Below are 11,293 nucleotides of genomic sequence, written 5' to 3' on the forward strand. Positions count from 1 at the left end.
AGTGTTTCGGCGGCCATAGCGTGAGGGAAACGCCCGGTTACATTCCGAACCCGGAAGCTAAGCCTCACAGCGCCGATGGTACTGCAGGGGGGACCCTGTGGGAGAGTAGGACACCGCCGGACTTCTTCTGTGAAATGGCCACCCAATGCTGGGTGGCCATTTTGCGTTAACGCGCCAATGAGAGGATGACGAAATGACTGAGGACGAGCAGCCCCGCCGCGACGGCGGGAAGCGTAAGTTCACCCCATCGTCGTCGGACTCTCGAGGAGATCGACCCCGCACGTCCCGTGGCGGCGGGGATGACCCGCGTTCGCGTCCCTCTGAGAAGCGCGATGGTGGTTCGCGTTCCGCCGAACGGGGAGACCGCGCCGCCCGTCCCTACGAGAAGCGCGAGGGCGATTCGCGTCCTCACCAGCGTCGCGATGGTGACGCCCGGCCTTCGGAGCGTCGTGATGGTGACTCGCGTCCGTATCAGCGTCGTGATGGTGACTCGCGTCCGTATCAACGTCGCGAAGGCGACTCGCGGCCCTCGGAGCGTCGCGATGGCGACCGCCCGTATCAGCGGCGTGATGGTGACTCCCGTACGTATCAGCGTCGTGACGGTGACTCGCGCCCGTCGGAGCGTCGCGATGGTGATTCGCGTCCGTACCAGCGCCGTGATGGTGACTCCCGTCCGTACCAGGGCCGTGACGGGGACTCCCGTCCGCACCAGCGTCGTGACGGTGACTCACGCCCGTCGGAGCGTCGCGATGGCGACTCGCGTCCGTACCAGCGCCGTGATGGCGACTCGCGTCCGTACCAGCGCCGTGATGGCGACTCGCGTCCGTACCAGCGCCGTGATGGCGACTCCCGTCCCTTCCAGAAGCGTGACGGTGACTCCCGTCCCTTCCAGAAGCGTGACGGTGACTCCCGTCCCTTCCAGAAGCGTGACGGTGACTCCCGTCCTTTTCAGAAGCGTGACGGTGACTCGCGTCCGTACCCGCGTCGTGACGGTGCCGCGCGTCCGGCTGAGGGTCGCGATGGTGATTCGCGTCCCTTCCAGCGCCGTGACGGTGACTCGCGTCCCTTCCAGCGTCGTGACGGTGACTCGCGTCCGTCGGAGCGTCGAGATGGTGATTCGCGGCCGTATCAGCGCCGTGACGGTGACTCGCGTCCGTCGGAGCGTCGCGATGGCGGCTCGCGTCCATACCAGCGTCGCGACGGTGACTCGCGTCCGTCGGAGCGCCGCGATGGCGACTCCCGTCCATACCAACGTCGGGATAGCGATTCGCGTCCGTATCAGAAGCGTGACGGTGACTCGCGTCCGTACCCTCCGCGCGACCGCGACGGGGGTTCGTACGAACGACGTTCCTCGCGTCCGCCTCAGGATTCCGACCGGCGTCTGCAGTCTGCGGGCCCGACAGTGCCTGACGAGGTCACCGCGCGCGACCTGAACGGTCCCGCTCGCAACGAGTTGAAGACCCTCAGCAAAGACAATGCTGAGCAGGTCGCGCGTCATCTCGCAATGGCCGCCCAGCTGATCGACGACGACCCGGAGCTCGCACACGAGCACGCTCTCGCCGCCTCGCGGAGCGCCGGCCGCATCGCCGTGGTCCGCGAGACGGTCGCGATCACGGCATACGCCACGGGTGACTTCGCGCTCGCTCTTCGCGAGCTGCGCACCTACCGGCGCATCTCGGGCAAGGACGACCAGATCGCTCTCATGGTCGACAGCGAACGAGGGGTCGGGCGCCCCGACCGCGCGCTCGAGGTCGGCCGTGCGGCCGACCGTTCCGCACTGCCCGTCGACGTTCGCGTCGAGCTCGCCATTGCGATGTCGGGGGCTCGCCTCGACCTCGGCGAGACGGAACGGGCGCTGCACGAACTCGACATCCCCGAGCTCGATCCCGATCGCGCTTTCTCCTGGAGCCCCGCGCTGTTCGCCGCACGGGCGACCGTCCTCGAAGAACTCGGCCGCCACGACGAGGCGGCCGAATGGCTCCGCCGCGCAGATATCGCCGCCGATGTGATCGACGCGCAGGATGCCGACTCCGAGACCGTCGAGCTCGACGAAATCGAAGAGATGATCATCGACGACGATCACGTCGATCACGACGATCACATCGATCACGACGACGAGCCCGAGCCCGAGCCCGAGCCCGAGCCCGAGCCCGCGGAGGACGCATCGCCGTCTGTCGATGACGCCCAGCCGGTCGATGAGACACAGCTGACGGAGGAGACCCCGTCGGCCGCCGAGCCCGAGCCGGTCGAGAGCGACGCCGTCGCAGCGGAGGATGACGCCCCCGCTCAGGACGAGCGCTGATGGCGCTGTTCGGGCGCGTGCGCCCGACGCCGCTCTCCGACGTCGACCTCGTCCTCGCTGATCTCGACGGCGTCGTGTACGCGGGCGACGGGGCGATCCCGCACGCCGTCGACGCGCTGACTCGGGCCGCTTCCGGGCGGAGGCTGGCCTACATCACCAACAATGCGTCCCGTCGCGACAGCGTGGTGGCTGCGCACCTGACCGACCTGGGCCTTCCCACCGCGCCGACCGAAGTCGTGACCAGCCCGCAGGCCGCCGTCCGACTCCTTCGTGAGCGGGTGGCACCGGGCGCCGTCATCCTCGTCGTCGGGGGAGACGGTCTGGTCTTCGAGCTCGAAAAGGCCGGCTACATCGTCACCCGCAGCGCGGACGACGCGCCCGCGGCGGTTCTGCAGGGATTCGCGCCCGATGTCGGATGGGTCCATCTCGCCGAAGCCGCCTATGCGCTCACCCTTCCGGAGGACGAGGGCGGCATCCCCTGGATCGCCACCAACACTGACTGGACGATTCCGCAGGCGCGAGGCATCGCGCCGGGCAACGGGACGCTCGTCTCCGCGGTGCACACAGCGGTCGGCCGATTGGCGACGGTAGCGGGTAAGCCTGAGCGACCCATCTTCGATGAGGCCGTGGCCCGGTTCGGGGCCCGGCATCCGCTCTTCATCGGAGACCGGCTCGACACCGATATCGCCGGTGCGCACGCCGCCGACATCGACTCGGTGCTGGTGCTGACGGGGATCGATCGTCCTAAGCACGTGCTCGCCGCACCGCTGAATGCTCGCCCGACGTACATCCTGGGCGACCTCCGCGAGCTGCACGAGCCGTACCCCGAGACGATCGTCCAGGGCGACGTCACGTCGGTGGGCAAGGCCTCGGTCCGCATCGACGGACCCGATGTGCGGATCGTCGCCGAAGGCGATCGCCCGATCGACCTGGTGCGCGCCGGAGCCGCCGCGATCTGGGGAACGGGCCGTGCCATCTACGGCTTCCGCGTCCCGGAGCGCCTCTACGCCGACCCGTTCCACCGCCGCTGATCAACCCCCGCCCGGCCTCCCGCCGACGGCGGGGGAGTCGGCGTATCGTGGAGGCATGACGATGGATGCCGACGACGACGCCCGCCGGGAAGACCTCGTCTCGACGCTCGACGTCATCGAGGATCAGCCGCTCGGACAGCGCGCGGCGGCGTACGCGATGCTCGCCGACGACCTGGCCCGCCGGCTCGAATCAGCTCCGCGCGATCGCACGGTATGACGGCCCGTCTCGACGCGGCCGTCGCCGCACGCGGTCTCGCACGCTCCCGCACGCATGCCGCCCAGCTGATCGATGCGGGTCTTGTCAGTGTCGACGGAGAACCCGTCGTGAAGCCGTCGGCGAAGGTCGGCGACGATCAGATCATCGATGTGGCGGCATCCGACCACTACGTGAGCAGGGCGGCGCACAAGCTCCTCGCCGCGCTCGACGCGTTCGGTGTCGACCCCACAGGGCGCGTCGCCCTGGACATGGGCGCGTCGACCGGCGGGTTCACGCAGGTGCTCCGCGAGCGCGGCGCGGCCACGGTGATCGCCGTCGACGTGGGTCACGGACAGCTCTCACCGGAGATCGCAGCCGATCGGGGAGTGATCTCCGTCGAAGGCTTCAACGTCCGGCACATGAGCGCGACGTCGCTGAGCGACGCGAGCGGTGTCGCGCAATCGCCGTCGCTCGTCACCGGCGACCTCTCCTTCATCTCGCTCACTCACGTGCTGCCGGCCGTCGCCGCGACGTGTCCTGCGGCAGATTTCGTGCTGCTCGTGAAACCCCAGTTCGAAGTGGGCCGGACCGGGGTGCGCGAGGGCCTGGTGACGGATGCCGGCAGGCGCGCCGATGCGGTGGCGACGGTGCTCTGGGCCGCCTGGGACGTGGGCTTCGGCACGCGCGGAGTCATCTCGTCCCCGATCGCGGGGACCCACGGCAACCGGGAGTTCCTCGCGCATTTCACAGCCGGGACGACCGATGACGTCAATCCGACACAATGGTTGGACACCGTGAACCGACTGGCGGGAGCCGCATGACCGACGCGACGCGAAACATCCTGGTCGTCGCGCACGCGCACCGCGACACGACGGTCGCGGGCGCACGCCGTGTGATCGCGGCGATCGACGCGGCGGGAGCGCGGCCGGTGCTCCCCGGTGACGATCCCGACCTGGTGGCCGTCGTCGCCGACCTCGAGACCGCGGTGCTCGGCGACACCGTCGACATCACCGACATCGAGGTCGCGATCGTCCTCGGGGGAGACGGCACGATCCTGCGCGCGGCGGAGATCGTCCGCACCGCCGCCGTGCCGATCCTCGGCATCAACATGGGCCACGTCGGCTTCCTGGCGGAGCTCGAGGCCGACGACATCGACGAAGCCATCGCCCGGGTCATCGCCCGCGATTACGACGTCCACGAGCGGATGGCCCTCTCGGTGCAGGTGCACGACGGCGACGGCCACGTGGTCTACGACACGTGGGCCCTCAACGAGGCCACCGTGGAGAAAGCTTCGCGCGAACGGATGCTGGAGGTCATGATCGAGATCGACGGCCGCCCGCTGTCGAGTTTCGGCTGCGACGGCGTGGTCGTCGCCACCCCCACGGGATCGACCGCCTACAACTTCTCCGCCGGCGGACCCGTCGTCTGGCCGTCGGTCCAGGCGCTGTGCCTGGTTCCGCTGTCAGCCCACGCGCTCTTCGCCCGGCCGCTCGTCCTCGGACCGGAGACGTCGGTGCGCATCGACGTCCTCGAGCGCAATCAGGGCCGCGGCGTGCTGTGGTGCGACGGCCGGCGGTCGCAGGACCTGCCGCCCGGTGCGTCCGTGGTGGTGCGCCGCTCGCAGCGTTCCGTGCTGCTCGCGCGGCTGCATCCGTCGGTGTTCACCGACCGGCTGGTCCGCAAGTTCCAGCTGCCTGTCGCGGGATGGCGTGGGGACGTGAAGGTCGCGCCGTGATCGAGCACATCCAGCTGAGCGACCTGGGCGTCATCGCCTCGGCCACCCTGCCGATCGGTCCGGGGTTCACCGCGATCACGGGTGAGACCGGCGCGGGCAAGACGATGGTCGTCACCGGTCTCGGCCTCCTGCTCGGACAGCGCGCCGATTACGGTGCGGTGCGTTCGGGCGCCGCGCAGGCCGCCGTCGAGGGCGTCTGGATCGTTCCGGAGGAGGGGCCCGTCGTCGAGCGCGTGCGCGACGCCGGCGGTGACGTCGAGCCGCTCGGCAGCGGCAAGGCCGAACTGTATCTCGGTCGCACGCTCTCGAGCGAAGGCCGCAGCCGCGCGACCGTCGGCGGCCGCACCGCACCGGCGGGCGTGCTCGCCGACCTCGCCGACCAGCTCGTCGTGGTGCACGGCCAGTCGGATCAACTCCGGCTGAAGTCGGCGACCGCGCAGCGCGACGCACTCGACCGGTTCGCGGGCGAGACGGTCGCGGCGCCGCTCCAGGAGTACCGTGAGCTCTTCGACCGCTGGCGCAGCGCCGCGGCAGAACTTGCCGCGCTGACAGCCGCCCGCGACGCGCGCGCGCAGGAGGCGGCGGAGCTGCGCGATGCCATCGCGGCGATCGAAGCGATCGACCCGCAGCCCGGCGAAGATCTCGACCTCGCCCAGCGCGCCGACCGGCTCGCCAACGCGGAAGAGCTGCGCCTGGCGGCCGCCTCGGCCCACTCGGCCCTCTCGAGCGACGAGGATCAGCCGGACGTGCTCGCCCTCCTCGCCGAGGCGCGGCGGGCACTCGACCGCGCAGCCGGCGCCGACGAGAGCCTGCAGGTGCACGCCGCGGCGCTGGAGGAGCTCGGATACCGGGTGGCCGACGTCGCCGGCGACCTCAGCGGCTATCTCGCCGACCTCGACGAGGGCGGACCCCACGAGCTCGCTGCGGTCGAGGAACGGCGCGCGGCACTCAGCGGCCTCGTGCGCGCCCACGGATCGCTGGCCGCTGCCCTCGAGCTGATGGAGACAGGGTCGGCCCGGCTCGTCGAGCTCGACGACGACTCCGACCGCATCGACCGGCTCACCGTCGAGCGCGACGACGCACGCAGCGCCCTCGACGCCGCGGCCGCCGCGCTCACGGCCGCGCGCCGGTCGGCCGCCGTCCGGCTCGCCGACGCCGTGACGACCGAGCTCCGTCACCTCGCGCTCCCCGATGCGCGTCTGACGGTGGCGGTCGAAGAGGGGAGCGAGACGGCATCCGGTCGCGACGACGTCACGATCCTGCTCGCGCCCCATCCGGGCGCCGAGCCTCGGCCGGTCGCGAAGGGCGCGTCGGGCGGAGAGTTGAGCCGCGTCATGCTCGCGATCGAGGTCGTCATCGCCGCGACGGATCCGGTGCCGACGTTCGTCTTCGACGAAGTGGATGCCGGCATCGGCGGCGCCGCGGCGATCGAGGTGGGCAGGCGCCTCGCCCAGCTCGCGCAGAACAGCCAGGTCATCGCAGTCACCCACCTCGCCCAGGTCGCGGCCTTTGCGAACAATCACCTGTCGGTCGTCAAGGCCCACGACGGCTCGGTCACCGCCTCGAGCGTCCGGCGCCTCGAGGGAGGCGAACGCGCCGCGGAGATGGCGCGGCTTCTGTCGGGAATGGCCGATTCGGATGCCGCGCTGGTGCACGCCCGAGAGTTGCTCGCACTCGGGTCGGCGGGTTGACGGCATCCCGAGCCCGACATTCGATCCGCTTCTGGACGAGGTGTCCGCAGGGACTGATAGAGTGAAAGCCCGTGACGGACACTTCGGGCGCGGGACGCAACAACGACACCACCAAGCACATCTTCGTGACGGGCGGTGTCGTTTCTTCTCTCGGGAAGGGCCTGACGGCGGCCAGCCTCGGCAACCTTCTGACGGCGCGCGGACTGCACGTCGTGATGCAGAAGCTCGACCCGTATCTCAACGTGGATCCGGGAACGATGAACCCGTTCCAGCACGGTGAGGTCTTCGTCACCGACGACGGCGCGGAGACCGATCTCGACATCGGACACTACGAGCGCTTCCTCGACGTGGAACTCAGCCAGGCGGCCAACGTCACGACCGGGCAGATCTACTCCCAGGTGATCGCCAAGGAGCGCCGCGGCGAGTACCTCGGCGACACGGTGCAGGTCATCCCGCACATCACCGATGAGATCAAGCGGCGGATGCGGCTGCAGGCCACCGAGGATCCCCGGCCCGACGTGATCATCACGGAGGTCGGCGGAACCGTCGGCGACATCGAGTCGCAGCCGTTCATCGAATCGGCCCGCCAGATCCGTCACGAGCTCGGCCGCACGAACGTGTTCTTCGTCCACGTCTCGCTCGTCCCGTTCATGGGGGCATCGGGGGAGCAGAAGACCAAGCCGACGCAGCACTCGGTTGCGCAGCTGCGCTCGATCGGCATCCAGCCCGATGCGCTCGTCCTCCGCAGCGACCGGCCGGTCACCGAGTCGAACAAGCGCAAGATCGCCCTCATGTGCGACGTGGACGAGGATGCCGTCGTGAACGCCGTCGACGTGCCGTCGATCTACGACATCCCGACGATGTTGAACGAGCAGGGACTCGATGAGTACATCGTTCGGGCGCTGGGGCTCGGCAAGGCCGCGGAGGTCGACTGGACTCGCTGGAACAAGGTGCTCAACGCGGTCCACAACCCGAAGCACGAAGTCACGATCGGCCTCGTCGGCAAGTACATCGACCTGCCCGACGCCTACCTGTCGGTGACCGAAGCGCTGAAGGCCGGCGGCTTCGCGCAGGAGACGAAGGTCACGGTCACCTGGGTGCCCTCCGACCTGTGCGAGACGCCCGAAGGCGCCGCCAAGGCCCTCTCTGCCGTCGACGGCATCGTCGTTCCCGGCGGGTTCGGCATCCGCGGTATCGAGGGCAAGCTGGGCGCCCTGAAGTTCGCCCGCGAGCAGGGGCTGCCGACACTCGGCATCTGCCTCGGCCTCCAGTGCATGGTCATCGAGTACGCCCGTCACGTCGCCGGGATCGAGGGCGCCTCGTCGAGCGAGTTCGATCCCGAGACGCCCCACCCGGTCATCGCGACCATGGCGGAGCAGGTGGACATCCTCGATCGCGGCGACCTCGGCGGCACGATGCGGCTCGGACTCTACGAGGCGGAGCTTGCAGAGGGCTCGGTGGCGGCCGAGGTCTACGGGGCCACCCGCGCAACGGAGCGCCACCGTCACCGCTACGAGGTGAACAACGCCTACCGCGCGCAGATCGCCGAGGCCGGCCTCGTCTTCTCGGGACTCAACCCCGAGCTCGACCTGGTCGAGTACGTCGAGCTTCCCCGCGACGTCCACCCCTACTACATCGCGACGCAGGCGCACCCGGAGCTCCGTTCCCGCCCGACCGAGGCGAACCCGCTGTTCCGTGGCCTCATCGCCGCGGCGCTCGACCGGCACCGGTCGAGCGAACTGTTCGACGTCGAGAACGGCGAGTGAGGTCGTCATGACGCACACTCCGCTGAGCGACGAGCGTGCCGCGGTCGAGGTCACCCGCACCGAGACGGTGTTCACCGGGCGGGTGTGGAACATCCGCCGCGACGAATTCGCCTACGGCGACGGCTCGATCACGCGCGAGTACGTCGACCACTCGGGCGCCGTGGCGGTGCTCGCACTCGACGAGGACGGCCGCGTGCTGCTGATCCGGCAGTACCGGCATCCGGTCGGATTCCGGGAGTGGGAGATCCCCGCCGGACTCCTCGACGTGCCCGGAGAAGACCCGCTCGAGGCTGCGAAGCGCGAGCTCGCCGAGGAAGCGGACCTGACCGCCGAGAGGTGGGACGTGCTCTCGGACTTCTTCACCAGCCCCGGCGGCAGCGACGAGGCGATCCGCATCTACCTCGCCCGCGACCTCACGGCGACCACGGAGGCTTTCGCCCGCACCGAGGAGGAGGCCGACATCGAGGTGTCGTGGGTGGCCCTCGACGAGGTGGTGGATGGCGTCGTGGCGCGCCGGCTGCAGAATCCTTCGCTCGCGATCGCGGCTCTCGCCGCGCACGTCGGACGCGAACGGGACTGGTCGACGCTCGGTCCGGCCGATGCCGAGTGGCCCGGCCGGAGCCGTCCCGTCGGCTCGAAGTAACGCCCGGTGGAGCTGGCGCGCGCGATCGACGCCTATCTGAGGCACATCACGATCGAGCGCGGGCTCTCGTCGCACACGATCGACGCCTACCGGCGTGACCTCGCCGGGTACGCGAGCTGGCTCGCCGAACACGACGTCGTCACGGTCGAGGGGATCACCCCGGGGCTCGTGAGCGACTTCGCGGCAGAGCGCGCATCGGCGGAGCCCCCGCCGGCGGCGACCTCGCTGGCCCGGGTGCAGTCGTCGATCCGCAGCCTGCACCGCTTCCTTGCCCGCGAGGGCATCGCCCCGGAAGATCCGACCGGAAAGCTCCGGCCGCCGAAGGCGCCGATGAGGTTGCCGAAGGCGCTGTCGGTCGACGACGTCGTGCGGCTCCTCGACGGATCCGGTCCTGCGCCGGAGGATGCCGCGCCCGGTGACCTGATCGGCATGCGCGATCGCGCTCTCCTCGAACTGCTGTACGCGACGGGCGCGCGCGTCTCGGAGATCGTCCAGCTCGACGTTGACGACCTCGGGCACGGCGAGGTCCTCCGCGTGCGGGGCAAGGGCGACAAGGAGCGGATCGTTCCCGTGGGTTCTTTCGCCCAGGCAGCCGTGGACGCCTACCTGACGCGGGCCCGCCCCGAGCTCTCGCGGCGGGGGAGGGCGACGCCGCGCGCGTTCCTCGGCGCGCGGGGGGCACCGCTGTCGCGGCAGAGCGCCTGGCTCGTGATCCAGCAGGCGGCGGAGCGTGCCGGCCTCACTGCCCACGTGTCGCCCCACACGCTCCGGCACTCCTTCGCGACCCACCTCCTCCAGGGAGGAGCCGATGTGCGCGTGGTGCAGGAGCTTCTCGGACACGCCTCCGTCGCGACGACGCAGATCTACACGCACGTGACCGTCGACGCGCTCCGCGACGTGTATCTGACCTCGCACCCGCGCGCGCTCTGAGCACCCGGCCGGGCAGGATCGCGGCGCGCGGCGGCGGCCTCCCGCGGCGGCCGCTCCCGCCGACTAGAATCGGGGGACGCACGGTGAAGGCAGGAGATCAGTGGCGGTCAGCAAGCGGGGCACGACGACAGGCGAGGCGGTGGTGTCGGACGACGCTCCGATGGGACCGACCGGTCGCCCGTACCACGGGTTCCCCACCCCTCCGAAGCTCGACGGCCACGGCCCCGCGCGCATCATCTCGCTCTGCAACCAGAAGGGCGGCGTCGGTAAGACGACGACGACCATCAACCTCGCGGCAGGGCTCGCCTCGTACGGTCGCCGCGTTCTCGCGGTCGACTTCGATCCTCAGGGTGCGCTGTCGGCCGGTCTCGGTGTGCAGACCCATGAGGGTCTGACGATCTACGACCTTCTCCTCGACCCGAAGCGCGACCCGAAGGACGTCATCGTCTCGACGTCGGTCGACAACCTCGACATCCTCCCGGCGAACATCGATCTGTCCGCCGCCGAGGTGCACCTCGTCAACGAGGTCGCCCGCGAGACGATCCTCGCCCGCGTCCTGCGCAAGGTGGCCGCCGACTACGACGTCATCCTGATCGACTGCCAGCCCTCGCTCGGGCTGCTGACGGTCAATGCGCTGACGGCCAGCCACGGCGTGCTGATCCCGCTCGAGTGCGAGTTCTTCGCGCTCCGAGGCGTCGCGCTCCTCATCGAGACCATCGACAAGGTCCGAGACCGACTGAACCCCTCGATCACTCTCGACGGCGTTCTTGCGACGATGTACGACCCGCGCACGCTGCACTCGCGCGAGGTGCTCGAACGCGTCGTCGACGCCTTCGGTGACGACGTGCTCGAGACGGTCATCGGCCGTACCGTGAAGTTCCCCGACGCTTCCGTTGCGGGCGTGCCCATCACGAAGTTCGCGCCGGAGCATTCCGCTGCGCAGGCGTATCTGCGCCTCGCTCGGGAGCTGGTGTCCCGTGGCGCCGTCGCCTGACGAGG

At 69.9% G+C, this 11,293-nt stretch carries 12 protein-coding genes and 1 rRNA gene; 11 read left to right on the forward strand and 2 right to left on the reverse strand.

Translation table 11 applies throughout. The features are described from left to right. The first annotated feature begins 5 nt into the window (after positions 1–5). A 5S ribosomal RNA gene (rrf, locus tag ACJJV7_RS01225) occupies positions 6–122 on the forward strand. A 44-nt stretch (positions 123–166) separates the two neighbouring features. Here rrf and ACJJV7_RS01230 read toward each other — a convergent pair. Next, entirely contained in the window at positions 167–709 is a 543-nt protein-coding gene (locus tag ACJJV7_RS01230) for a hypothetical protein (protein ID WP_405467800.1), read from the reverse strand. Positions 710–727: 18 nt separating this feature from the next. Next, on the reverse strand, positions 728–1,498 hold the full coding sequence (locus tag ACJJV7_RS01235; protein WP_405372256.1) for a hypothetical protein: 771 nt from the start codon (positions 1,496–1,498) through the stop codon (positions 728–730). A 6-nt stretch (positions 1,499–1,504) separates the two neighbouring features. Between ACJJV7_RS01235 and ACJJV7_RS01240 the strand changes: the two genes are divergently transcribed. From ACJJV7_RS01240 to ACJJV7_RS01285, 10 genes are all read left to right on the forward strand, one after another. Beyond that, positions 1,505–2,302, forward strand: a complete 798-nt coding sequence (locus ACJJV7_RS01240; RefSeq protein WP_405372258.1) for a hypothetical protein — start codon at positions 1,505–1,507, stop codon at positions 2,300–2,302. Continuing rightward, positions 2,302–3,333, forward strand: coding sequence for an HAD-IIA family hydrolase (locus ACJJV7_RS01245; RefSeq protein WP_405372259.1), 1,032 nt, complete (start codon positions 2,302–2,304; stop codon positions 3,331–3,333). The genes ACJJV7_RS01240 and ACJJV7_RS01245 overlap by 1 nt, the downstream gene beginning before the upstream one ends. 55 nt (positions 3,334–3,388) lie before the next feature. After that, positions 3,389–3,550: a hypothetical protein gene (locus tag ACJJV7_RS01250; RefSeq protein ID WP_405372260.1), complete on the forward strand. Its 162-nt coding sequence runs from the start codon at positions 3,389–3,391 to the stop codon at positions 3,548–3,550. After that, a complete protein-coding gene (locus tag ACJJV7_RS01255; RefSeq protein WP_405372262.1) occupies positions 3,547–4,350 on the forward strand; it encodes a TlyA family RNA methyltransferase in 804 nt (267 codons plus the stop codon). The genes ACJJV7_RS01250 and ACJJV7_RS01255 overlap by 4 nt, the downstream gene beginning before the upstream one ends. Then, the gene (locus ACJJV7_RS01260; protein WP_405372264.1) at positions 4,347–5,264 is read left to right on the forward strand and encodes an NAD kinase; all 918 of its coding nucleotides are present in this window, start codon (positions 4,347–4,349) and stop codon (positions 5,262–5,264) included. The genes ACJJV7_RS01255 and ACJJV7_RS01260 overlap by 4 nt, the downstream gene beginning before the upstream one ends. Beyond that, positions 5,261–6,955 (forward strand): DNA repair protein RecN, encoded by a 1,695-nt coding sequence (recN, locus tag ACJJV7_RS01265; RefSeq protein WP_405372266.1) that lies wholly within the window; start codon positions 5,261–5,263, stop codon positions 6,953–6,955. The genes ACJJV7_RS01260 and recN overlap by 4 nt, the downstream gene beginning before the upstream one ends. 71 nt (positions 6,956–7,026) lie before the next feature. After that, positions 7,027–8,721: a CTP synthase gene (locus tag ACJJV7_RS01270; protein ID WP_405372268.1), complete on the forward strand. Its 1,695-nt coding sequence runs from the start codon at positions 7,027–7,029 to the stop codon at positions 8,719–8,721. 7 nt (positions 8,722–8,728) lie between these two features. Then, positions 8,729–9,364 (forward strand): NUDIX domain-containing protein, encoded by a 636-nt coding sequence (locus ACJJV7_RS01275; protein WP_405372270.1) that lies wholly within the window; start codon positions 8,729–8,731, stop codon positions 9,362–9,364. Positions 9,365–9,370: 6 nt separating this feature from the next. Then, a complete protein-coding gene (xerD, locus tag ACJJV7_RS01280; RefSeq protein WP_405372272.1) occupies positions 9,371–10,294 on the forward strand; it encodes a site-specific tyrosine recombinase XerD in 924 nt (307 codons plus the stop codon). Between the two features lie 160 nt (positions 10,295–10,454). Then, positions 10,455–11,288, forward strand: coding sequence for a ParA family protein (locus ACJJV7_RS01285; protein ID WP_405372345.1), 834 nt, complete (start codon positions 10,455–10,457; stop codon positions 11,286–11,288). Positions 11,289–11,293 lie beyond the last annotated feature (5 nt).

Source organism: Microbacterium sp. Ld4, from assembly GCF_045066555.1.
Lineage (GTDB): Bacteria > Actinomycetota > Actinomycetes > Actinomycetales > Microbacteriaceae > Microbacterium.

What these genes read in the sequence shown, in the direction of transcription:
- ACJJV7_RS01235 (WP_405372256.1), bottom strand. Translation starts at nt 1,498, where the DNA reads ATGACGCGCGACCTGCTCAGCATTGTCTTTGCTGAGGGTCTTCAACTC.
- ACJJV7_RS01240 (WP_405372258.1), top strand. Translation starts at nt 1,505, where the DNA reads ATGGCCGCCCAGCTGATCGACGACGACCCGGAGCTCGCACACGAGCAC.
- ACJJV7_RS01245 (WP_405372259.1), top strand. Translation starts at nt 2,302, where the DNA reads ATGGCGCTGTTCGGGCGCGTGCGCCCGACGCCGCTCTCCGACGTCGAC.
- ACJJV7_RS01250 (WP_405372260.1), top strand. Translation starts at nt 3,389, where the DNA reads ATGACGATGGATGCCGACGACGACGCCCGCCGGGAAGACCTCGTCTCG.
- ACJJV7_RS01255 (WP_405372262.1), top strand. Translation starts at nt 3,547, where the DNA reads ATGACGGCCCGTCTCGACGCGGCCGTCGCCGCACGCGGTCTCGCACGC.
- ACJJV7_RS01260 (WP_405372264.1), top strand. Translation starts at nt 4,347, where the DNA reads ATGACCGACGCGACGCGAAACATCCTGGTCGTCGCGCACGCGCACCGC.
- ACJJV7_RS01275 (WP_405372270.1), top strand. Translation starts at nt 8,729, where the DNA reads ATGACGCACACTCCGCTGAGCGACGAGCGTGCCGCGGTCGAGGTCACC.
- ACJJV7_RS01285 (WP_405372345.1), top strand. Translation starts at nt 10,455, where the DNA reads ATGGGACCGACCGGTCGCCCGTACCACGGGTTCCCCACCCCTCCGAAG.